Raw genomic sequence first — 22,489 nt, forward strand, 5'->3', positions numbered from 1 at the left:
CGGAATCATACGCTTGTATAGCGGGTGTGATTATTTACAACACCGGCAACCATGCGTGTGCTTGCTGGAGAGAACGCTGCGCGGTGCACGTAGTGAGCGTGCAGGCCGCGCAGGTTACCGGTGATTCATTTCGAGTCATTTCGGAATGGAAAGTTATTTTGCCGTGGCGCCGGACGCGCGAGGCAGCGCAAGACTCGTCAACGCGCCGATGCCGCACAGCGCGGCCACATAGAGTTCGGGGGCGGACGGGTTCCACTTCAGCATCAGCGAAACCAGAACGGGCGTGAGGCCGCCAAATAACGCGTAGGCCACGTTGTACGAGAACGAGATGCCGGAAAAGCGCACGGCGGGCGGAAAGGCGTTGACCATTGCCACAGGAATCGCCGCAACCGCGCCGACAAAAAAACCTGCTACGGCATAGAGCGGCAGCAGCGCGCCCGGATCGACGGCAAGATGACGGAGCATCGCGAAGTACGATGCGCCGATCATCAGGCATCCAACGAAGATCGTGCGCCGCGTGCCGATGCGGCCCGCAATCGATCCCGCCACCACGCAGCCGATAGTCAGGCAGAACGTTGCCGCCGAATTCGCCTGTAGCGCGGTGGCGGCGTCGATAGGAAAGCGCCTCGCCACGAGCGTGGGTGTCATCAGGATCACGACGACGATCGCGGCGGTGAGCGTCCACGTGAGCAGCATCGAGACGACTACAGCGCGGCCGTGCTTGCGCAGCACGGTCTTGAGCGGCACTTCGGTGGCGAGCGAGCGGCGTGCTTTCATCTCGACGAATACCGGCGTTTCGTTGAGCCAGCGCCGCAAGAAGGCCGCGAGAATGCCAAACAGGCCGCCAGTGACGAAGGGAATGCGCCATGCGTAGGCGGCGATTTCCGCCTGCGAATAATGATGATTGATGCCTGAGGCGAGCAACGAGCCGAGCAGGATGCCGAGCGTCAGGCCACCGGTGAGCAGGCCGCACGCATAGCCGATATAGCGAGGCGGCACGTGCTCGGAAACGAAGACCCATGCGCCCGGCACCTCGCCGCCCACGGCGGCGCCTTGCAGCACGCGGCACAACAACAGCAGGACAGGCGCGGCAATGCCGATGGCATCGTAGGTCGGCAGCAGGCCCATGAGGAGCGTGGGCAGCGCCATCAACATCACGCTCAGCGTGAACATGCGCTTGCGCCCGACCAGGTCGCCGAAATGCGCGAGGATCACGCCACCGAGCGGCCGCGCGAGGTAGCCTGCCGCGAAAATGCCGAAGGTCTGCAGTTGGCGCAGCCAGTCGGGAATCGCGGGAGGAAAGAACAATTGGCCAATGGCGGCGGCGAAAAATACGTAGATGACGAAATCATAGAACTCGAGTGCGCCGCCAAGCGCGGCTAATGTGAGCGTGCGGTGATCGCTACCCGCCAGCGGGCGGTGCGGCACGAAGGGAATTTGAGGCGAATTTAGGGAATTCATCGACGAGGCCAGGTTGGGTTGATGGAGGGCACGTTCGGTGCGCGCGGGCGCAATGGGCGAGCGATGAACCGACCTCGGCTCCAATAACGTCCCAGGCCATCAAAACACCTGAGCGATTCGCGCTATTCCCGCCGCGGGGCAGGCGGAGTTGGCGCTTTGGGTCGTGTACAAAAGACAGAGAAGCGCATCGAGCGAGCGCGCGTTGTTGCGCGACGGCGCAGTGCAGGTTGATGGAGTGGAAGTGCAGCGGGACATTGCGTTTCAAAACGCCTGCACCGAGCGCGTCGGGCTGCATGTGCCCGAACAGGGCACGCTCAATGTCGTTGCGCTGGCAACTATCGGAAATAGTGCAAAAGGCTGGGATGTCGAGCGCGCGACGTTGTTATCGGCAACTTCGCGACACAGGCTCATTGAAGGCGACCGCATCCGGCATGGCGGACAGATCGAAGCGACTTCGCTGATCGGGCAGGGGACGTGCTTGAGGTTTTCACTACCGTAAGGCAAGGGCAAGTGCGCCGACTTGCTGCCTTGATCGCAGGCGGATGGCCCGCCTGGGTGCTGGAGCGGGAGACGAGTCTCGAACTCGCGACCTCAACCTTGGCAAGGTTGCGCTCTACCAACTGAGCTACTCCCGCATGTCTGGCTCCCCGACCTGGGCTCGAACCAGGGACCTACGGATTAACAGTCCGGCGCTCTACCGACTGAGCTATCGGGGAATCAAGGAGGCCGGATTGTACAGGAGATTTTTCGAAGTTGCAGCTTTTTCCTGACAAATTTCAACAAGGGCCTTTGCGGGCAATTAAGGTAGAAATCTAACGGTTTATGGTGTATTACCTACTCGCGGAGAAGGTTTGGCCCGCTCGTGGCTCCATTGCGCAATGGAAGTCTGGATCTACCCATGGGGCCACAGCTTGACTATCGTAGACGGCATCTCAACCCCAACCGTAGAGGAAGCACAACGATGTCCCTCGCCGATGCCGTCAACGAATCCTCCGCCGACACCAGCGCGGCACCTTCGCAACGCACGCGCGTGCGCCGGGTCGCGCAACGCGCGCACTACGACGCGGCAACGTTGCACGCGATTCTTGACGAAGCCTACGTCTGCCACGTGGCGTTCGCCGACGAGCACGGCGTGCATTGCATTCCCACCGCATGCTGGCGCGAGGGCGATTATCTCTACATTCACGGTTCGAACGGCAGCCGCATGTTGCGCCTCGCAGCCGAAGGCGCCCAGGTTTGCGTGACCGTTACGCATCTGGATGGGCTCGTGCTAGCGCGCTCGGCGTTCAATCATTCGATGAACTATCGTTCCGCGGTGATCTACGGCGTATTCGAGGTGGTGGCCCATGAGCACAAGGCTGCCGTGCTGGACGCCTTCATGGAGCACATTGCGCCGGGGCGCAGGCATGAAGTGCGCGCGGGCAATAGCAAGGAGCTGGCGGCGACCACGGTCATGCGCATTGCGCTCGCGGAGTCCGTGACGAAGATCCGCGCGGGCGGCCCGAAGGACGACGAGGAGGACATGGACCGGCCCGTCTGGGCAGGCGTGCTGCCACTCACGCTCGCACCGTTGCCGCCCGAGGCCGACACGGCAACGCCGGAGCGCGAGGCGCCCGCGTATGTGAAGGCCTGGGCAACGTGACGGCCAGGACAAACGGGAAGCTCGCGGTCGCGCTCAGTAGATGGCGGACCAGAGCATGCTGGCAATGGCGAGGGCGTAGATCACCGCCGTGATGATGGCCGCTACGCGTAGCGGCCGGCCAACTGTCGAAGTGCTGGTGATAATGACGAGGCTTATCCCGATGCCGATCAGGGCGAGCACGAGGAGCCGCGGCAGAAGACTCCAGCCATCCAGCCCAACCTTGAAGATCGACCAGATCACGGCAGCGGCGAACATGGCGAAATACCACCAGAGTCCCGCGGAGCGGTTCCAAAGCATGAGGATGCCGGCGCCGATCAATGCAACGCCGGCAACGAAGTAGTAAGGCGCGTGGCCCATCCAGGGGATCCACCCGCCCAGCACGGCGAACGCTGCGCCGACGAGGATGATCCATTCTGCCGTCTCGGCAGGAGAGGTCCAGCGGCGGTAAGACATAAAAGTCCCCCAAAATGCAGAAAAGCCGGGCTTTGCAGCGGGCATGGCTGCAGTCTGAATCTGACTGCGCGGCCCGACCAGGTGGCTCATCGATGAAGAACCTGAGAGCAAAGTCCCTGGTCGAGCGTAAGCAGCCCCTGTGCCCAGGTCAAGGGAGATAAGCCCTTGAATTTGTAAGCACTTCGCAACGCATTCACATTTAGGTTTCTCGCGCGAAAGAAATACGCATCGACGACATGGGCGATAGTCGACATTACCGGGTCGCGGCGATTTACCCGGCAAGAGTTGCGACGCAGGTCACATGTGTGAAGCGGCGTGCGTCAACATGACTTCCGCTTCCTGTCGAGCGAATCGGGTCGCTACGTCGCTATATCCGGGTGCTTATAACGTGGAGCACCCCGCGAATGCAGCACTGTCCCAGCGGTCCATATCGCCCGTAGCGCTTTCGATCTGAGAAATGCTTGGTTCCTTCGTGCGCGTCATACCGATAGCCTGCGTACTTCGCCAGCGCGAATATTCAGTGTGGCAGCGCAAGGGCAACAAAAGAAGAAGGAAACTCAATAATGAAAAGCAGCATCTGGGGCGCAGTGCCAGGCGCACTGTTGACGGCACTTCTGGTCGTGGCATCGACCGCCGCGCATGCGGATCGTCTGGACGATATCAAGCGCGCGGGCGTATTGCGCGTGGCTGCATTCGACAGCAACCCGCCGTTCGGTTTCGTCGATCAGAAAGACAATCAGATCGTCGGGCTCGACGTGGACTACGCGCGCGCCGTGGCCAAAAGCCTTGGCGTGAAGCTCGAAATCCAACCCACCAACCCCGCCAATCGCATTGCGTTTCTGAAGTCGGGCAAGGTCGATCTGGTCTTCGCCAACTTTACGATTACCGACGATCGCAAGAAGGAGGTGGATTTCAGCACCCCGTATTTTGCTTCCGGCACCCAGTTCATTGCGAAGAAGGGCGTGCTGACGTCTGCGGAACAGATCAATGGCCTGCGCATTGGCGCAGACAAAGGCACGACCAACGAACAGCAGGTGCGCGCGAAATTCCCGAGCGCAACGATCGTCGCCTACGACGACACGCCTTTCGCATTCGCCGCGCTGCGCACGGGCAACGTGCAAGCCATTACGCAGGATGGTCCGAAACTCGTCGCGCTGCTTGCACGCGCGCCGGACAAGGCGAACTATGAGATTTCCCCGTTCACGATCTCGAACGACTACGAAGGCGTTGGCGTGCCCAAAGGCGAAACGCGTTTGCTCGATGCGGTGAACAGCACGCTGACGCACCTGGAAACCGACGGCGAAGCCGCGCAGATTTATGACAAGTGGTTCGGCCCGAAGAGTGCGGCGCCGCTGCCCCGTCTCTTCAAGATCGGCGATCCGCAAAAGAACAGTTGAGCGCCGCGGTTGATTCATGCATAACTGGCTTGAACCGAAGTATCTTGCGTGGCTCGAACAGGGTTTCTTCGTTACGTTGATGCTCTCCGCCTGCGCGGCGTCGTTCGCGACGCCGCTGGGTTTTTTGCTGGCGGTCGCGCGCAGCGCCCCTACCCGTGCAATTGCGCGGGTGGCGGCGCTTTACGTGTTCGTCTTCCGCAATTCGCCGCTGCTCGTTCAACTGCTGTTCTGGTATTTCGGCGCCGCGGCTGTGTTGCCGTCCGGATTGATGGACTGGCTTAACACGCCGCACCTGGCAACGTTCGGGCCGCTCACGCTGCGCTGGCCGAGTTTCGAACTGTTCGCGGGCTGGGTCGGACTGACCTGCTACACCACGGCGTTCATCGGCGAAGAGTTCCTGGCCGGCATGCGCGGCGTGAACCCCGCACAGTGGCATGCCGCTGCGGCGCTCGGCATGGGCCGTTACGCGACCCTGCGCTATGTGATCCTCCCTCAGGCGTTGCGCATTGCGACGCCGCCGCTCGCCGGCCAATACATGAACGTGATAAAAAACTCGTCGCTGACGATGGCGATTGGCGTTGGGGAGCTGTCGTATATGTCGCGTCAGGTCGATACGGAAAGCTTCAGGACGTTTCAGGCATTCGGCACGGCCACTATGTTCTATGTGCTGGCTATCGCGGTGATCGAGGTCGCGCTGGTGTTGTGGCAACGCGCCGGTCTGCGCGGTTTGCAGCGAGGCCGCGCGTGAACGGGTTCGAGTGGCTGCCTGCGTTGCGCTACCTGATGCTCGGCGCGTTTCCGGCTGGACCGCTGGGCGGCATTGCGCTGACGATTGCGCTCTCCGTGATATCCGCGCTGCTCGCGGCGTTGATCGGACTCGCGCTTGGCGTTGCGCTCGCCATGACGCGAGGCGCCGTGCGTCTCGCACTGACCGCCGGCGTCGCGTTCTTTCGCGCGATACCTGTGCTCATGCTGATTTTCTGGACTTTCTTTCTGATGCCGATCCTGCTGCACGTCGACGTTCCGGGCCTCGCGACCGTCGTGTGTGCGCTGGCGCTGATTGGCGGCGCGTATCTGTCGCATTCGGTTTATGCGGGCATCACGTCGATCAGCGAAGGGCAGCGGCAGGCCGCGCTTTCGCTTGGCTTGACGCGCTGGCAGGCATTACGCGAAGTCATCCTGCCGCAAGCGGTGCGCGTGATGATGCCGTCGTTCGTCAATCAGTGGGTGGCGTTGATCAAGGATACGTCGCTCGCCTATATCGTCGGCGTGCCGGAATTCACGTTCCTCGCCAATCAACTCAATAACCGGCTGCTGGTGTATCCGGCGCAGATCTTCCTGTTCGTCGGGCTCGTTTATCTGCTGCTGTGCGGTGCGCTGCAGTGGGGGGCCAATGCGCTGCTCGTGCGGCGCAAGCTGCCGGGGCTGCATGGGTGTAAAGGCGCGCCATTGTAGTTCGCCGGGTTAAAGGCGCTCGCCCTATGAGGGGTGAGCAGGGCGGCACGCCAAGCTCCCGATCCAAAACTCAACGATTCCGGCGGCGCGGAAAGCCTACGGTCAGCGCCTTTTCTGCTATCCGTAAATTTCAGTTTAATTGATACGTAAGTGCGGCGAACTAGAATACGAAAACCACTTAGGATAACAAATAATAATCCTGTCCGATGCATGCTCAACGGTCAGGCCATCGCCGGACTACTCAGGTCTTTTCTCCCCATCGTTGTGAATGCAGTGAATGGCGAATACGCCGAGGGAGGCTACCGTGAACGTCCAGACCACGCAGCAGTGGGCTATTCCAGACCCGCGTCTTTTTACGCATTTCCCGATTAAAATTGCGGCGCAAATAATGGCAGCCGCACTGTATCTCACTGCGGGTTGTGCTTTTGCTGCCTGCGAAAAAGAGGCCGCGGCAATGTGCTCACAAGGTGATCCGCGCTGTCTTGATGGCGCAGCAAAATCGGTTGAGCAAGCAGCCAACGACTGCAAAACCCCGGAAGGGCGAATTCAAAGCGCCTCCTTGTGGCAGGCAACGCCAGGCTTCTTCGACAACGCACCGCACGAGCACGAGTTCTGGCGATGCGTGGCCAGGCTATGTGACCCGCCGCAAGCCCCCGGGCAATAGCGTCAAGCGTGGTTTTGCGGTTGCGCTGACAGAAGTCGCTTGTCGGCGCTGGCGCTTCCATGTCGCGCGATTGTGCAGGTCATCCGTCGAGTTCGCTCAGGAAGGAGAGCAGCAACCGGTTCACTTCCTCGGCGCGCTCGCGCTGCAGCCAGTGGCCTGCGCCTTCCAGCACGTGAGCGCCGCGCAAACCCGGCAGCACTTGCGGCAACGCGGCGACACGCTGCTGCATGCCGGGAAACCTGAGTACATCGTCCCGCGAGCCGCCAATGAAGAGCGAAGGTTGACGAATTGGGCAACCATACCAGGGGGCGAGCAATTCCGCGCTCCGGCGGATCGCGCGGTACCAGTTCAATCCGCCACGGAAGCCGGTGCGCCGGAACTCACCGACGACATAGTCGAGGTCGTCCTGAAGAAGCCAGTCCGGCAAGACGTCGGGGTCCACGGTGTTATCGAGGAGGCCGGCGCCCGGCGCGAGGATGCCTGCGACCATGCGGCCCGGGCCGTCGCCCGACATGCTGAACGTGACGCGGCGTAGGGTCGCTTCGACATCGGCTTGAAGTTCCTCCTCGGCCACACCCTCTCGCTGGAAGTACTGCATGTAGAAGGTCGTCACACCCTGCCGTTCGAGTGCCGTCAGCAGGTCGATTTTCGCGGGCGGGACATACGGTACGCTCAGGCCGACGACGGCGCGGAAGACATCGGGCCGTAGCAACGCACTGTTCCAGGCTGCAGGCGCTCCCCAGTCGTGGCCGACGATCACCGCCGTATCGGCACCAAGGACGCGGACCAGTTCCACCATGTCGCCTGCGTGGTGCAGCATCGTGTACTGTGCGGGGTCCGCCGGCGCGTCGGTGCCGCCGTAGCCGCGCATGTCCGGCGCCGCGGCGCGATAGCCAGCGTCCGCGACCGCAGCCATCTGCGCGCGCCAGGATACCCACGACTCCGGAAATCCGTGGCAAAACACCACGAGTGGCCCAGCGCCCTGCAGCGCGACACGCATGCGGATGGCACCGACCTGTAGCGTTTCGAGTTGCAGCTCGCGGGGGCCGCTCACGCTGCCTCCGCTGTTGCCAGCAATTGCGCAATGCACTGCGCCGCATCCGAAGCTTTGGCCCCGACGGTCTTGAGAAGGTCCTGCACGGCAGCGTCCAACTCCACACCTTTGAGAATCACAACCTGCCCGTTGAGGCGACACTGTCTGAGCCAGGCGCTCAAGTCGGGGTTCTGCTGCCAGTGCGCGGCATTGGCGAGCGTCGGCAGCCACATCCGTAGGTAATCGATCGGCAGTTCGGGCACGGGCACGGGCATGCACATCGCGTTCTGTTCCTGCAGATTTTCCATGTGCGCCTCGACCCAGGCGATCACGCTGCCCGAGAAGAGCGGCTGGCACCAGCGGACCATCAGGAGGTTGATGGCTTCCTCCTGGAACACCGGTACGCCCGGCAATGGCTGGATCGCGCAGGCCGTGCAGTCGATGTACAGCGTGTCAGGATCGGCGCTGAGTTCGCCTTTCTCCAGCACGATGCGCGACGGCTCGATTGCGCGCACACGGCCCAGCCGAACGATTTCACCAACCTTGCGCAACTGGGCCATCTCGCCTCGCGAAACGAGTGCGCAGCGGTAGGTCGTGGGTTCGATGGCCGGGTCGATCCGCATGAGCGCGCCGCCCGCTTCGAGTCGCCGGAACAGGTCGGGGACGTCGCGTGCGTCGCGGATCGCATCGAATTGCACCACGCTGTTCTCGAAATAACGCCGCCAGCCGGTCGGGCCGGGCTGCATGTTGGCACGATCCATCACCCATGCGTCGCGCGGCATGATCCAGCGGATGCGCTCGTGCGGCACACCGTTCTCGATCAGCCAGATGCACGCATCCATGCCGGTCTTGCCGGAGCCGACGACGGTATAACACGAGTACGGCCGCGTAACCTTCGGCAATTCGTTGCAGGCAATGCACTGCACACCCGCGGCCAAGCTGTATTTTGGCGGGTGAGTGGACGGTACCTCGGTTTTCGCATGCGTGGCATTCACCCATTTGCGCCGCGCGCGCACCTCGTGCTCGGCGCCGGTCAGCAGCGAGCGGAAGCGGTGCGTGCGGCCTTCGCTCGCGAAGTGATCGCATTTCGGGAACCACTGCACGCGGCCAGAGGGCATGAAGCGCTGTTTCATTACCTGCTCAAAATGCGCGAGCACTTCGGCTCCCGAGGAAAGCCCAAGCATCCCTTCGTTAAAGCCCGTCGCTTCATGCGACCAGTCGCTCAGTTCACGCGAGGCCACGCCATACCAGGCAGACGGCTGGTGCAGCCGCACGTACGAATAAGTGTCATTCCAATGGCCGCCGGGACGGTGGTGGCGATCCACCATCACGACTCGCGCATCGGGCGACTCGGTGAGCAGCGTGTCGACGAATGCCATGGCGGTAGCGCCCGTTCCTGTCACGAAGTAGTCGGACTCGATGCATGCCATGTCACTCTCCTAAATGGGAGACATTGATCTGAATTTCCGCGCCAGAGGCTTTCCGCCGGCTGTCAACCGACTTGGTCAAACAGCTGGGACGCAACGGGCGTTCGACGTAAGGGTGGGAAAACTGGGCCGCGGGCTTCTCGAGCGTTCAACGAGAGAGCGTTTGAATTTTTAAAGTCTCGGGATGCTCATCCAAAGTAGAATTGCGCCAACGCATTCGTCAAGGTTTCCTAACGATATCTGTTATCGAATGAGGTCCTTGCATTGCGCGCAGCGATCTTCGCAAAATGGAAAGTCCTTGGGATGGTTATAACGCCTTATACGGTTGCCGGGGTGCCGGGGTTACATCGTGTCTGTACGCTACCGCACACACTTTTGATGGGCACGGCGCCGGGCTCGTTACTGCGCGTCGCCATATCTGGAGACACGTGACTGGTTCTCCGCGCGGCGGTTCGGTCTCGCCTCAGACATGGCCCTCGGCATCTTTCCCGCATACAAGAGAATCGTCTCAGCAGTTTCCTTTCTTGGCCTGTCCGGGCGGACAGAACCCGTTGCCAGGACCGCCTTGCGGCGGCGGGGCCACGGCGGGTTCGCCCGGCACGTACACGGCACACCCGGCCAGTGTGCCGGAAGCAATCGCCAAAGCGATGATGATTCTTTTCATGACCGTCCCCCGAAGAGAAGAGGCGATTCGCCCCTTCGTTATTCCTGCCGTTATCAGAAAGTGAAATTCACGCTGGTCTGACTGCCGCTCGTCACGTTGACGGCCGTCGATTGCGTGGTGCCGGAAGCCGCATCCGCTTCGATTGTGTACTGGCCCGCCGCTGAGGTCACCGCGGTCAGGCTAACGGGCAGTGTTCCGTTATAGGCGCCGGCCATCGGCGCCGCAACGGGCAGGCTCGTTGTATAGACGCCCGTGTCCAGGTTGGCATTCGCCGCTGCGATTTCGTAGACGCCCGCTGATGTGGTCTGAATCGCACGCACACTGGCATCCGCCGACACCGTGACGGTGCCGCTCACGGTATGCATCGCCGAGGCGGGAAGCGCAATGGGTTGGCCTGCCGTTGACACGTGGGTCGTAGCGCCTACGACGACAGGCACTGACGAAATGATCCCCGTTGTCTCGTTGGGTTGCACGATCACGATATCGTAGTTGCCGTTGGTCGAACTCTGGACCAGCGTCGAAAACACGAAGTGGCCTGTGCTGTCCGCCACCGTGCCGCTCACCACCTTGCCGTTCTGCTCGGCATACACCGTAGCGCCAGCTTCGGCCGCTGCGACGTAGCCATCAATCAAGCCTGTGACGGTCGTCGGCGTGGCGGTAATCACCGGCTTCAACGCATACGAGCCGTTGCCCTTCTGAACGACTGACTTGCAGGCGTTGAAGTCGAGCACGAGATCGACGGTCGAGTTCGCGGCCACGTCGAAGGGGCGAATGATCTTGAGGCCGCTTTGGGTTGCGCTTGGCGTCGCCAGTGGCTGTTCGTTGGTCGTTCCCGACACCACGACCGAATTGGCCACCGTGTTCCCCTGGTTCTGGGCAAGGACAAGCCGTACCTGCTGATATTGGCCCGCGGTCAGGGTTGCTTGACCGAGCGTCGCCATCGTGCCGTTCGTCAGCGAAAGTAGATCGATTTTCTGCGGGGCAGCGAGCGTGATGTTGGTCCATCCGCTGTCGTTGTCGCCGGCGCTCGAGCTTGCGTTAATGCCGACCTGGCTCACCGTTACGTAGACGTGGTCGAAGCCGCACGATGGGGCGTCGGTCATCTGGACGTTCACGGTGCCGGTCGGGTTGCCGCCGCTACTGCTACTGCTGCTGCCGCCTCCACCGCCGCAAGCCGTGAGAGCGGCCGCCCCGAAAACAGCGGCCATTAGTGTTTTATGCATGCCGTTCATATCGAGCACCTTTTGTTTTGTCCCTGGTGCGCGAAGCATACGCTCGACGGGTTGCAAGTTATCTTGCGACATTGAAACAATTGGTAATTTTTGTGCTCGCTGTTTAAAGTCCGTTGCGAGCCTTTGTACAGCACGAGACGTGTGCTCGAGATCCGTCGTCGCGACCCGCAACGACGGCCGACTGTCACGGCGAAGTCGCCGCGGACAAACGCATTACCAGTTGAACCGGTAACCTGCCTGCCCGAACACGTTGTCGCGATAGTCGCCACCCAGGCTGTGTCCGTATTTCACGTTCGCGTACACCTGCGAGTGCTTGCCGAATCCGCCCATGATGCCAAAGCCAACGGCATACCAGGTCTTTTGCATTGCGTTGTCAAAAGGCGTACCGCCGACCGTGGTCTGCCCCGGCGAGAAGACGTCGTGCAGCACGTCGGCGGTGAAGTAGGGCGTCACGCTCGACGTCTTCGAGTCATTGCTCAAATTGGCCTTGAACAGCCGCAAGCCGAGGCGGCCTCGCAACGCGTTCGTCGTGTTCGAGCCAACAGGCGCGATGCCGTCGGTCGAAGCCATTGAGGTGCAGATATTGATAGAGCAGTTGAGCCTGCGGCTCGATCGCCACGCCACTCGAGCCGAGCGCGAACGGCTTGCCCACTTCACCGGAAGCGCCTGCGCCGAAGCCGTTCTGGCTAGCGCTGCCGCCGTAAATGTCGCCGTACCGGTTGTGATAGTGCGTGAGTTGACCCACACCGTCGAAATAAGTGCCGTCCCGCAAGTACTTCGTCCAGTAGCCGCCAAACGATTGGGCCTGCGTTTCCACGCTGCCCGTTGAGCCGGACGTCCCCATCACGCTTCGCGCGCTGTCGGCGAAACTCGCGGACGTGGAACCGATCGTGATCGTTGCGCCGGCGCGCGTGCTGGCGCCACTGGCGTAGCGCGAGAGCGTCCAGTCTCTGCCGAACTGCGCGAAGAACGTACGCTCGTCGGTGGAGAATCGCTCGCCTGCGTCGGCGTCGAGATTCTGTCCGCCAATGCGGCCTCACACACCGTTGCCGTGTGCAGGTTCCGCCGAATCGACGCTTGTCACGTCTCCAACGCGCTCCTGCAGGCGATCGAGAATGCTGAAGTCATATTCCGCGTTGAGCAGCGGAGTGACGGAATAACCGACCACTGCGGGACGGTACGCAACCGGACCTGTCGTGGCCGGTGCCGCGGCCGGGTCGCCGGGGTTCGATGATGCCGCCTGGGCCGTCGCAAACTGCGAGCGCAGGTACCAGCCGTTCGCGTCGGTCGCGCCGCCCTGGTACAGCAGGTATTGATAGGCACCGGCCTGAACGGGCGCCGCCAGGCGGAAGCTGTTCGCCGCCGACGTGCCGTTGACCTGGACGAGCAGAATGCCGTCGCCCGTGCCCGTGCCGGTCACCGTCACGTCGGCCGTGGCCTGCACGCCAGCGCCGCCGCCGCCATTGCCGCCGTCGCTGTTCACGTTCGCGACAGCGGCTTGACCAGCCTGTCCCGTACCGCCACTGACGGTTGTCGAGATACTCGTTTGTGTAGTGACGACCATCCCCACGGTGCCGGCAGCACCCGCTGTACCGAGAACGACGCTCGTTCCATAGACGCCCCGCGCGCCACCCGCGGCGCCGTCCTGACCCGTGGCGCTCGATGGGCTGCCGTCCGTGCCGCCTGTACCACCCAGTCCAACGCCCAGGACAGTGGCGCCGTTACCGCCGTTCGCTCGAACTGAGCCGCTGCCCAATGCGAAGCTCCCTGCAACGGCCAGCATGATCGCGATGGAGATTCGGCTGCGCGAGAGGAGGAAAAGCTCACCTCGCTTGATGCCCCAGCCAGTTTCCACCGGCGGATATTGTTTCACTCCATTTCCCGATGCCGCCGCATTGACACCATTTCGCATTTCCGGAAACTCCAATTCGCTACCTCGTGCACGATTACTTACGTTAATTGCCTTAAAATTTTCGGCACGAAAGATATAAGAAGAATTGGTAATTTTTTTAGCGAAAAATGAGCTTGCGGCGGCTGCACAACAGTGCATGCGCAATGAATTATTGATTGGGGGATTTTCGAGCGCTTTGCTGTTCAGGCCCGTCACAGCAAGAGTGGCGGCCAACATCTGGTTCGCGGATCAGGCCACTTTGGCGGTGCCGGGCATGCGCGACTGGTTGGACGCATTCGTGGCCAGTCAATACCGCCGTTGAAGATGGGATTTAAGTTTTTAACTTCTTTTATCGTCCGGTGCACGCATGTTAAATGGAGTGAACAGCCAGACTAACGATCGTGCTAATTTAATCATAACTTTCGTTGCACGAACAACTGACTATATTTAAAGATTGTCAATTCAAATTTACAGTGGACAAATGTTTAGCGTTGTGAGGTGGCCCTATACTGCCAGTGTTCGCTGAACGACCCATTGCCGCTATTGCCCGCGATGTGGTTCGTGTGACGGCTTCGCGGCACTAAACGGCCGTCCGGCGAGTTCCTGGAATTGACGATCCGCTACGAAGCACCGGGTTTCCACCGTGCAGGACTGTGCAACATGTCGCGACAGGTGCAGACGCCATTGCCAACCAGGGGGCTGCTGTTGTAAGTTCGACAGCTTGCTGATACGGGAACGTCCCGCAGGCCCTGAACGCCTGATATCCAAAATCCAATGAATTCAATCTCCCTGGCGTTGTTCGACATGGACGACGTTCTCTGTCACTACGACAGATCGTTGCGGGTCCGCAGGTTGGCCGCGCTCTCCGGCCGAACCGAGCGAGAGGTTGCGAATGCGATCTGGGATTCCGGGCTCGAAGCAAAGGCCGACGCTGGCGCGGTGACCGATGCGGAATACCTGTTTGCGACGGGAAAACTGCTTGGGTGCGAGATCTCGGAGAAGGACTGGTTGAGCGCCCGCAAGGCAGCGATGTCGCCCAATTACGAGGTCTTGAAATTGGCAAAGGAAGCAGCGAATCGTTGTCAGATCGCCGTATTGACAAATAATCCGGAGATCGTGTCGTCAAACATCAAGTACCTTTGCCCGGAAATCGCCAGCGTATTTGGCAATCACGTGTACGCATCTGCATCGTTCTCGGCCGCAAAGCCGGACGTCGAGGTATTCCGTCGATGTCTCGAGAAGCTTCGTGCTTTGCCGCACGAAACGCTTTTCGTCGACGACCTTCCGGACAATATTGCAGGCGCCGGGCTAGCCGGTCTTAACGCTCATCACTTTACTGGTCATCGTTCACTTGCCGACGCTTTGGCACTTCGTGGGCTAATTTGCGCGGCATGAGGTCCAGCGGACCTCACTCACCTGGTTGCTCTGCCCGCAAACCAAGGGCGGCGATGACATCGGCGAAATCAGACGTAACAAGGGTGCCCACCTCACGGGCTACGGGTTCAGGGCCATCGACCTCGCAGCGATACGTGATCCGGGTGCCGCGTTCGGTCGGCGATAGCTCGTGACGAACGCGAACCACCACGCCAGCGTCGGGTACTTCAGTGATATCCTCGAAACCCTTGTCAGCCTCAACCCACCCGAAGCGGAACGGCAACCTCGTCAAGTCTGGCAAGACCATCACCGCAGTTGTGCCAGCCTGGAACGGTCCGTGCATTTCGATGCTAAGGACACCTTTGTTCCACTCCGACCACTTCTCCGGTTCCGCCAGGACGCCAAAAACCTTTGCTGGTGTCGCTGTACATTCACCCGTGACCTCGACTGACCACATGCCAGCTCCGTTCAAAGAATAATATGTGCGCATATTATTCTTTGAAAAGATACGTCGTCAACATTGCAATGGCCAGGATTGCGAAATGAAAGTTCCCGCCGGCCGAGTCCGATACCGCGCATTGGCAGTCCGCCGTCGTGGCCGCGGCGCGTTATACCGTTGTGCAAGTAACCATCAAGCTTGCACAAACAGTCAGAAATAACTGGACTGGCCGCTGTCGGCAGTGAGGCAGGAATCATACAACCGGCGAATCGATAGGCACGTGCTGCAGTTCACCGTCGCAAATGGTTCGGTCGCTTGCTTGATGCGGAGCGGACATCTGAGTCTCTGGGCGACGGCGCTGGTGAATGACGCCTCCTGGTCGCATCGCGCGCCGACCTCATGCGTCGATCGCGTGTGCCTTTGTAGAGATTTGTACAGATTTGTACAACGTCTAAAGTCAGATGAAATGCAACCGTAATCCAGAATGAATGTCTGCACGGCCGTACGGCATTTTGCGGCCCACCAAACACAATTCGTCAAAGGATTCTGTGATGTCCATGTCCTCAGTGAACGGTTAGACTTCTGCTTACGACGCTTATTCCAGCTTCGCGCAAAAGCAGTCAGCTTCGTCGGACTCCCCCGATCGTGCCACGCTCAACAGCTTTTCGACCCAGAAAACGGTCACGGCCATCAATACGAGCACCGGCGCGGCTGAAACGCAGACACTGCGCGCGACGCCGCTCGCGGTTGCATGGGCGCCCCAGATGTTCGTGCAGGGCGACAAGAACAACGACGATGCCCTGTCGCTCGACGAATTCCAGGCTCAACTTTCGCGCGCCGGCGTAGGGGCCGACGACGCAAAGCAGCTTTTTAGCAGCTTCGACACGTCCGATGACGGTCAGGTATCGCTTACCGAGTTCGTGACGGGCGTGAGCAAGAGCATTTCGAGCGGAAGCCAGGTGTTCAACGATCTTCTGGATTCCTATACACGCGATGCAGACGGCAATCTGGATCAAACCAAAGCCGATAATTTCCTGAGTGCCGGCCTGAGCCTGGCCGAAACGTTCTGGAAAAATCTCGGCTAGCCACAAAACGCGCCGGCCGCATACCAACCTGGATCGCGCCGCAATAGACGTTGCGATGCCGTTCGAGCCGGCGCAGCCTTAAATGCAACCGTAAAATCATTGCCGACTAACGACGATCGCGCCTTGTTGTGCTTCAATGCAGATTCAAGCGCTTGTCAACGTCGGTAACTGGGCGAACGCGGGCCGACGGCGACGCACCACGCCGACCCGATAAGGCCGCACGGGTAGTTGCGGCCTCAAGGACGATGCGAGCGACTTCAGATTTTCAGCCGGGAGACCTTGGTGCCGGACAGCGACACATCGCCCATCAGCCCGGCGTTGGTCATCACAATGGCTTGAACCGGTGCGCTAGCCGTTGTCGTATCGATCTGGCCGTTTGCTCCAACCTTCAGCAGCGCAACCGACCCTTCGCCACCGACTGACCAGCCTTTCGAGTTGCGGAAGCTGTTAAGCGAATCATGGGTCATGAAAAGGAAGATGACAGCCTTGGATTGCGCACCTGCCTGCAAGCCGAATGAGCCCGCCGCGGTGCTGTAGTAGCCAACCGTTTTCCCGCCCACCCGCAAAGCGCCTTGACCGTATTCTCCCCCGGCGACGAACCCAGCCTTGATCACAGCCGGGAAGACAAGTACGCCATCCGCCTTGGCGACAAGTTCCTTTGAGCCTTTGACTGTCTCGTACAGCCTCGACAGTGTCGCGTTGACCTTCGCGTCGATTTCGTGACGCTTCGCTGCATTGGACTCTGCGGCAACGGCCTCAGTCATTGCCGCCGGGAATCGGGTCAGCGACAGTCCCGCAATGGCTAGCGTTGCAGCACCGGTCTTCAGAACAGAACGTCTGCGCATCATCACCTCCAACAAGGGTTACGGTCGAATTCGCTGCCTCCGGCAATCATCCGGCGTGGTGCAAGCAATCCATGCGTTGGCTATGTCGAGAGCATGACATGGTGGAACCGGCTCGTCATTTTTGGTCGGGAAACGAGTCACGCGAAGCTCGCTGGTTGACCGGCGGCTAGCGAGCTGCGCCGAACAGAACGGTCTTGTCACGGATTTCGGCGAACGACAGCTTCGGGTCGAGCGCAACGACCATGGATCGAGCTGGAACATTCAATTCTATTCGCTTCACAACGTTCGGCAACCCTCCCGTTGTTTCGAACGCAACACCCGCCTCGGTCGCCCTGCAGGCTTGCTCCGGATATGCAACGATAACCGTGCAACTCGCACTTGTCTGAAGACTCAAGACAACCCAACGGGGAGGGAAGATGAGAGAAAACGCCGAGACGCTATTCGTCGCTTCCGAGGACATGGCAACAGCGCTGAATCTACTGGAGAGCATTGAGATTGAGGTCGGTTTCGATAGCGATGACCCTGAGAGCATCGAGCAGGCGATCCTCGCCGTCGAGGAGGCGATCGATACTCGCCTGAAGGGCTATCGCGGCGACGCTCGTGTTGAATCGGCGATCCTTCGCGTCAAGTTCGACTTTAGGTGCGCAATCCTCGATCAAGCCGCGTCCGATGACGCCGATGGGGAGGCCGTTAGCAGCGTCCAGACCCTGCATTGATCGTTTCGAGCCGATGTCGCGTTTGCGGGAAGGCGAATGGGTCATGTCGACCCCGCCCTGATGCCGGTGCTCGGCTGGGTCGTCGGCCAACCCGCATTCGCGCCACGGGGGGATCATCTTGTTCACGTGATTGCGAGCGCCATCCTGACAAATCCGTCGAGCGACGATGTCAAGAAGGCGACGTAGCAGAGTGCGCCTGGTGGTATCGAGGAGGGGGGCGCCTGTTGACAAAGGCGGTGAGACGTTGAAGCGGCTGAGCTGTCGTGCTACCCGGCGACCGCAATGGCCAACGCCTCAATCCTGGTCCAAACGAATCCGGTGAACGCCATTCGCAAGAATTGCCGAAGCCTCTCGCACGGTCCTCTCGACGACCTCCTGGGCAGTCGGGATATCCTGAATCAACCCGGCGCTTTCGCCTGCAATTACGGCGGCGATGTCGAAATCCCCAGCCTCGCGGGCGTTCGCGTATTTCGCTGACTCCTCGTCGAGGTGACGCAGCAGCTCAATCTCCCGGCCATACCAGCGATCCAGATGCCCATTGCGGAGGCACCGTCCGGTGAACGGAGCGGGCCAAACGTTGCGACGGGAAACGTCGAATACGATGCTTCGCAAGGTGTCGTCGCCAGTCGCGGCGAGAATTCTCGCTTTCGCAGCATCTTTTCCTGCGGACTCCCGGGTTGCATAGAAGCGCGTACCCATCAGCACGCCTGACGCGCCAAGCGCTAGCGCGGCCGCGAGGCCCCGCCCGTCAGCAATGCCACCTGCAGCTACAACGGGAATCGTCGTGCCAAGCGCGTCGACGATTTCCGGCACGAGCGAAAACAGCCCACGCGAGGCTCCGTGACCACCGCCTTCCGTGCCCTGTGCAACGAGGATGTCCGCGCCCGCGGCGAATGCCTCCTTTGCATAGGCCAACGACTGAACCTGGCAGATGAGGATGGAGCCGGCTCCCTTGATCTTTGCCGCAAAGGGCGCCGGGTCCCCGAAGGAGAGCACGACCGCCAAGGGCTTGTGTTCCAGGGCAAGCTCAAGCAGATGCGGACTTTTCGCGAGGCTCCACGTAATGAAGCCAACACCGAAGCGCGTCCCGATGTGCCGTAGCGACTCCAGTTCCCGGCGTAGCCACACCTCATCTCCATACGCGCCGCCCAGAATCCCCAGCCCGCCGGCAGCGCTGACCGCCGCGGTTAGACGAGCGTTGGCAACGAGGTCCATTGGCGCCAGCAGAACGGGGTGTCGAATTCCCAGACGTTCTGTCACTGCGGTGGCGATTGACATATAGCACCCCACATCGATGAGGAAGCGGCTCCTGTCAATGGTGGAACATCGAAGCTTCAAGCGTCAAGGTCAGGCGACTAGCCGGCGCTACCCACTCGTTAGCCGTCCAGACACACGCGCAACGTCCGCGCGAGACTGGCCGCTTCACCCGGATCGGCGATGTTTGCGAAGCCCATCACAAGGCCGCGCGGCGAGCGCCGCGTGCGGCCGTTCGCGTACCAGATCGAAAGCGGCAGTACGGCCAGTCCCGCTTCGCGGGCGCGCGCAGCAACGGCGACGTCGTCGACCGGGCCATCAGGGCCTTCGGCGAACTGCGCCGCGAACTGGATTCCCCCTGGCGGCAATTCGACGATCAGCCGTTCGCCGAATGCCCGTTCCAGTGCGCGCACGATCAGTACGCGCCGCTCGGCGTATAACGCACGCATGCGCTTCAGATGCCGTGCAAAATGCCCCTGCTCGATGAAGTCCGCCAAAGCGGCCTGCAACAACGTTGGCGAACCAGCGTTCATGCTGCGAGCCACGCGCCCGACACGCTCGACGGCCCGCTCCGGCACCACCGCGTAGGCCAGCCGCAAGCCGGGAAACATCACCTTGCTGAATGTGCCGCAATAGATCACATGATCGTGCCGGTCGAGGCTCTTCAAAGCCGGCAACGGCCGGCCCAGATAGCGGAACTCACTGTCGTAGTCGTCTTCGACGATCCAGCTAGATGCCTGCTCAGCCCAGTCCAGCAGCGCCATACGACGGGCGAGCGACAACGTGTGTCCGAGCGGGCTCTGGTGCGACGGCGTGACCAGCGCGAAGCGCGCCTGCGCGGCCAGTTGTGTGCCGCGCTCGACGTCGATCCCTTCGTCATCGACCGGCACCGCGACAAGCTGTACGCCGGTTTCGGCCAGAAAACCGCGCGCGAGAAGATAGCCTGGGTCTTCGTACCAGACGCTGTCATTCGGGCGGGCGAGACTGCGCAACACGAGTTCGAGCGTTGCCCGGTAGCCGCTGGTGACGAACACCTGGTCCGGCAGGCAGGTTACGCCGCGCGACAGCCCGAGATACGTGGCGATGTGTTCGCGCAGCGGCCGGTAGCCGGCTGGATCCGGGTACGCGAGCATCGCGCGCTCGCCGCTGCGAGCGCGATGCGCAACGAGCCGGTTCCAAGCCTTGACCGGAAACGCGTCGAGCGCGGGCAGCCCCGGTTGCAACGGCCGGGGCTCTCCACTCATCGCGGCCGCAATGGCAAGCTGGCGCGGCGGAGGTTGAACGCCGCGCGATTCGCCTGATGTTTGAGGTGTGATGGCACGCTTGATACTTTGCGTCCCGTTCGAATCCTTCGCGCCTTGTGCACGCGAGCGCGTTACCGATGGCGGCAGCGAGGGCGATACGAACGTGCCGGCCGCACCACGCATCTGGAGGTAGCCCTCGTCGACCAGGATCGTATAGGCCAGCTCGACCGTGCCGCGCGCCGTGTTCAGCTGCGTGGCGAGGCTGCGCAGCGCGGGCACGCGATCGCCTGGACGCAGATGCCCTGCGGCGATCGCGGTTCTGAAGCGCGCGCAGATCTGCTGGTAGACCGGCAACTGCAGTTGCCGATCGATGTCGACGGTGAATGCGGTGGGCGGCGCGGTCATGAAGGTTTGCCGGCGAGCGGAGCGGAATCGGGATGTCCTGGTCCAATCGCCATTTCTTGGCACTTTTCGGTAGTTCATGATCTTCCCACAATAGCCTCACGCGATGCGATGGCGGCGTGTCCTTCACGCGATTCGACACCCGCCAGCCGCTCTTTCGCGTGTCGACTGACTCTCATCTGGAGAATGTGTCATGAAGATCGTCGTAATCGGTGGTTCCGGCCTGATCGGCTCGCGTGTCGTCACGCTGCTTCGCGAGGCGGGTCACGAAGCGCTCGCTGCGTCGCCGCGTAGCGGCGTGAACGCCGTGACGGGCGAGGGCTTGAGCAACGCGCTGGCGGGCGCGGACGTCGTCGTGGATGTGGCGAATGCGCCTTCGTGGGAGCCTCAGGCGGTGCTCGACTTCTTCCGTACCGCGACGCGCAACCTCGGCAAAGCCGAAGTGGCCGCAGGGGTACGCCATCACGTCGCGCTTTCCATCGTCGGCTGCGACCGCACACCGGAGAACGCGTATTTCGTCGCCAAGGTCGCGCAGGAAGAGGGGGTTGAAGCGGCGGGCGTGCCCTACACGATCGTGCGCGCGACCCAGTTCATGGAATTCATCGGCGCCATTGCGGATTTCGGCACCGAAGGCGGGACGGTGCGTGTTGGCGACGGACTGTTTCAGCCGATAGCCGCGGATGACGTCGCGGCGGCCCTCGCGCAGGTCGCGCTTGCCGCGCCGCTGAACGGCACGGTCGATATCGCGGGCCCGGACCGTGAACCGTTCGCCGGGATCGTCAGACGCTATTTGAAGTCGGTTGGCGACCCGCGCCCAGTGATGACGGATCAGGATGCGCTGTATTACGGCGGTCGCGTCGAGGAGCAGTCGCTAGTCCCGCTCGGCGACGCGCGAATTGGCCGTCTGAGTCTGGACCAGTGGCTGGCGCATAACCAGGGTTGATTTCGGGGCGATACAAAACCTGAATCAACATGTTCGCAACTGCCTTGGCCGGGACCGTCGAATCGACAGGCGTCGAAGCCAGGAGAATAAGCTTTGGGTGAAGCATGAGCACATCAAGAAAAGTTGTCGTCGTGACCGGCGCCTCACAAGGCATAGGCGCTGAAGTCGTCAAGGCGTTTCGCAAGCTTGACTATCGCATTGTCGCGACCGCACGCTCGATCAAGCCGTCGCACGACCCCGACATTTTGAGCGTCGCGGGCGATATCGGTGACCCGGCAACCGCCCAACGCGTGATTTCCGAGGGCATCGCCCGGTTTGGACGGATCGACACGCTGGTCAACAACGCTGGCATATACATCGGCAAACCGTTCACCGAACACACTGCCGAAGACTACGCTGCGGTGATGAACGTGAATATGGCGGGCTTCTATCACATTACACAACTCGCCATTGCTGAAATGGAGAGGCATTCTGGCGGCCATGTGGTCAGCGTGACCGCCAGCGTCGTCGATGCAGCGCACAGCGGCGTGTATTCGGTGCTGGCAGCGCTGACGAAAGGCGGTCTGAACGCGGCCACAAAGTCGCTGGCGATCGAGTATGCGAAGAAAGGGATACGCGTGAACGCAGTCGCACCGGGGATCATCAAGTCGCCGATGCACGCACCGCAAACCCATGAGGCACTGGGCGCCTTTCATCCACTGGGGCGCATGGGCGAGATGAGCGATATCGCCGATGCGATTCTCTTCCTTGATCGTGCACCGTTCATCACGGGCGAAATTCTGCACGTCGACGGCGGCCAGAGCGCAGGCCACTGAAGTCTACGGGCTCGCAAGCCGGTGCCGCTTTTCGATACGGCCTGCTGATCAAT

At 61.1% G+C, this 22,489-nt stretch carries 21 protein-coding genes, 2 tRNA genes and 1 pseudogene; 12 read left to right on the forward strand and 12 right to left on the reverse strand.

What is annotated here, in order from left to right:
• Positions 1 to 153: 153 nt before the first annotated feature.
• A complete protein-coding gene (locus U5A57_RS34750) occupies positions 154 to 1,461 on the reverse strand; it encodes an MFS transporter (RefSeq protein ID WP_321916193.1) in 1,308 nt (435 codons plus the stop codon).
• 163 nt (positions 1,462 to 1,624) lie between these two features.
• On the opposite strand from U5A57_RS34750, the gene U5A57_RS34755 reads away from it, so the two are divergent.
• Complete coding sequence (locus U5A57_RS34755) at positions 1,625 to 1,960, forward strand: hypothetical protein (RefSeq protein WP_321916194.1); 336 nt, start codon at positions 1,625 to 1,627, stop codon at positions 1,958 to 1,960.
• 60 nt (positions 1,961 to 2,020) lie between these two features.
• On the opposite strand, the gene U5A57_RS34760 is transcribed toward U5A57_RS34755, so the two are convergent.
• A tRNA-Gly gene (locus U5A57_RS34760) sits at positions 2,021 to 2,096 on the reverse strand.
• A 5-nt stretch (positions 2,097 to 2,101) separates the two neighbouring features.
• A tRNA-Asn gene (locus tag U5A57_RS34765) sits at positions 2,102 to 2,177 on the reverse strand.
• Between the two features lie 182 nt (positions 2,178 to 2,359).
• Here U5A57_RS34765 and U5A57_RS34770 point away from each other — a divergent pair.
• Complete coding sequence (locus tag U5A57_RS34770; RefSeq protein WP_415766272.1) at positions 2,360 to 3,103, forward strand: pyridoxamine 5'-phosphate oxidase family protein; 744 nt, start codon at positions 2,360 to 2,362, stop codon at positions 3,101 to 3,103.
• A gap of 33 nt (positions 3,104 to 3,136) precedes the next feature.
• Here the strand turns inward: U5A57_RS34770 and U5A57_RS34775 are convergent, their stop codons facing one another.
• Positions 3,137 to 3,646 (reverse strand): hypothetical protein, encoded by a 510-nt coding sequence (locus U5A57_RS34775; RefSeq protein WP_321916196.1) that lies wholly within the window; start codon positions 3,644 to 3,646, stop codon positions 3,137 to 3,139.
• 473 nt (positions 3,647 to 4,119) lie between these two features.
• On the opposite strand from U5A57_RS34775, the gene U5A57_RS34780 reads away from it, so the two are divergent.
• The 4 genes from U5A57_RS34780 to U5A57_RS34795 all read left to right on the forward strand — a co-directional run bounded on the left by U5A57_RS34780 (position 4,120) and on the right by U5A57_RS34795 (position 7,072).
• Positions 4,120 to 4,953 (forward strand): ABC transporter substrate-binding protein, encoded by an 834-nt coding sequence (locus U5A57_RS34780; protein ID WP_321916197.1) that lies wholly within the window; start codon positions 4,120 to 4,122, stop codon positions 4,951 to 4,953.
• A 16-nt stretch (positions 4,954 to 4,969) separates the two neighbouring features.
• Positions 4,970 to 5,701 (forward strand): amino acid ABC transporter permease, encoded by a 732-nt coding sequence (locus tag U5A57_RS34785; RefSeq protein ID WP_321916198.1) that lies wholly within the window; start codon positions 4,970 to 4,972, stop codon positions 5,699 to 5,701.
• Positions 5,698 to 6,408, forward strand: coding sequence for an amino acid ABC transporter permease (locus U5A57_RS34790; protein WP_321916199.1), 711 nt, complete (start codon positions 5,698 to 5,700; stop codon positions 6,406 to 6,408). Before U5A57_RS34785 ends, U5A57_RS34790 begins: the two co-directional genes overlap by 4 nt.
• A gap of 304 nt (positions 6,409 to 6,712) precedes the next feature.
• Positions 6,713 to 7,072 (forward strand): hypothetical protein, encoded by a 360-nt coding sequence (locus tag U5A57_RS34795; RefSeq protein WP_321916200.1) that lies wholly within the window; start codon positions 6,713 to 6,715, stop codon positions 7,070 to 7,072.
• A gap of 79 nt (positions 7,073 to 7,151) precedes the next feature.
• On the opposite strand, the gene U5A57_RS34800 is transcribed toward U5A57_RS34795, so the two are convergent.
• The 4 genes and pseudogenes from U5A57_RS34800 to U5A57_RS34815 form a co-directional block, all read right to left on the reverse strand.
• Positions 7,152 to 8,126 carry an alpha/beta hydrolase gene (locus U5A57_RS34800; RefSeq protein WP_321916201.1) on the reverse strand — a complete coding sequence of 325 codons (975 nt, stop codon included), beginning with the start codon at positions 8,124 to 8,126 and terminating at the stop codon, positions 7,152 to 7,154.
• Positions 8,123 to 9,535 carry a hypothetical protein gene (locus U5A57_RS34805; RefSeq protein ID WP_321916202.1) on the reverse strand — a complete coding sequence of 471 codons (1,413 nt, stop codon included), beginning with the start codon at positions 9,533 to 9,535 and terminating at the stop codon, positions 8,123 to 8,125. The genes U5A57_RS34800 and U5A57_RS34805 overlap by 4 nt, the downstream gene beginning before the upstream one ends.
• Before the next feature lie 714 nt (positions 9,536 to 10,249).
• Entirely contained in the window at positions 10,250 to 11,428 is a 1,179-nt protein-coding gene (locus tag U5A57_RS34810; RefSeq protein ID WP_321916240.1) for a DUF4382 domain-containing protein, read from the reverse strand.
• Between the two features lie 213 nt (positions 11,429 to 11,641).
• Positions 11,642 to 13,556 (reverse strand): annotated as a pseudogene (locus U5A57_RS34815) (autotransporter outer membrane beta-barrel domain-containing protein).
• A 537-nt stretch (positions 13,557 to 14,093) separates the two neighbouring features.
• On the opposite strand from U5A57_RS34815, the gene U5A57_RS34820 reads away from it, so the two are divergent.
• Positions 14,094 to 14,714, forward strand: a complete 621-nt coding sequence (locus tag U5A57_RS34820) for an HAD family hydrolase (RefSeq protein ID WP_415774694.1) — start codon at positions 14,094 to 14,096, stop codon at positions 14,712 to 14,714.
• 13 nt (positions 14,715 to 14,727) lie between these two features.
• Here the strand turns inward: U5A57_RS34820 and U5A57_RS34825 are convergent, their stop codons facing one another.
• Positions 14,728 to 15,150, reverse strand: coding sequence for an SRPBCC family protein (locus U5A57_RS34825; protein WP_321916204.1), 423 nt, complete (start codon positions 15,148 to 15,150; stop codon positions 14,728 to 14,730).
• Between the two features lie 746 nt (positions 15,151 to 15,896).
• Here U5A57_RS34825 and U5A57_RS34830 point away from each other — a divergent pair.
• On the forward strand, positions 15,897 to 16,217 hold the full coding sequence (locus tag U5A57_RS34830) for an EF-hand domain-containing protein (protein WP_321916205.1): 321 nt from the start codon (positions 15,897 to 15,899) through the stop codon (positions 16,215 to 16,217).
• Between the two features lie 257 nt (positions 16,218 to 16,474).
• Here U5A57_RS34830 and U5A57_RS34835 read toward each other — a convergent pair whose 3' ends face one another.
• A complete protein-coding gene (locus tag U5A57_RS34835; protein ID WP_321916241.1) occupies positions 16,475 to 17,065 on the reverse strand; it encodes a YSC84-related protein in 591 nt (196 codons plus the stop codon).
• Between the two features lie 413 nt (positions 17,066 to 17,478).
• Here U5A57_RS34835 and U5A57_RS34840 point away from each other — a divergent pair, with 413 nt between their 5' ends.
• Together U5A57_RS34840 and U5A57_RS34845 are read left to right on the forward strand one after the other, a co-directional pair.
• Complete coding sequence (locus U5A57_RS34840) at positions 17,479 to 17,778, forward strand: hypothetical protein (RefSeq protein WP_321916206.1); 300 nt, start codon at positions 17,479 to 17,481, stop codon at positions 17,776 to 17,778.
• 36 nt (positions 17,779 to 17,814) lie between these two features.
• Positions 17,815 to 17,964, forward strand: a complete 150-nt coding sequence (locus tag U5A57_RS34845; protein WP_321916207.1) for a hypothetical protein — start codon at positions 17,815 to 17,817, stop codon at positions 17,962 to 17,964.
• Positions 17,965 to 18,072: 108 nt separating this feature from the next.
• Here the strand turns inward: U5A57_RS34845 and U5A57_RS34850 are convergent, their stop codons facing one another.
• Entirely contained in the window at positions 18,073 to 19,056 is a 984-nt protein-coding gene (locus U5A57_RS34850) for a nitronate monooxygenase (RefSeq protein WP_321916208.1), read from the reverse strand.
• A 98-nt stretch (positions 19,057 to 19,154) separates the two neighbouring features.
• Positions 19,155 to 20,681 carry a PLP-dependent aminotransferase family protein gene (locus U5A57_RS34855; protein WP_321916209.1) on the reverse strand — a complete coding sequence of 509 codons (1,527 nt, stop codon included), beginning with the start codon at positions 20,679 to 20,681 and terminating at the stop codon, positions 19,155 to 19,157.
• Between the two features lie 190 nt (positions 20,682 to 20,871).
• Between U5A57_RS34855 and U5A57_RS34860 the strand changes: the two genes are divergently transcribed.
• Together U5A57_RS34860 and U5A57_RS34865 are read left to right on the forward strand one after the other, a co-directional pair.
• Positions 20,872 to 21,621: an SDR family oxidoreductase gene (locus tag U5A57_RS34860; protein ID WP_321916210.1), complete on the forward strand. Its 750-nt coding sequence runs from the start codon at positions 20,872 to 20,874 to the stop codon at positions 21,619 to 21,621.
• A 104-nt stretch (positions 21,622 to 21,725) separates the two neighbouring features.
• Entirely contained in the window at positions 21,726 to 22,436 is a 711-nt protein-coding gene (locus U5A57_RS34865; RefSeq protein ID WP_321916211.1) for an SDR family oxidoreductase, read from the forward strand.
• The last annotated feature ends 53 nt before the right edge of the window (positions 22,437 to 22,489 follow it).

The sequence above is a fragment of the Paraburkholderia sp. J11-2 genome (assembly GCF_905220185.1).
GTDB lineage: Bacteria > Pseudomonadota > Gammaproteobacteria > Burkholderiales > Burkholderiaceae > Paraburkholderia.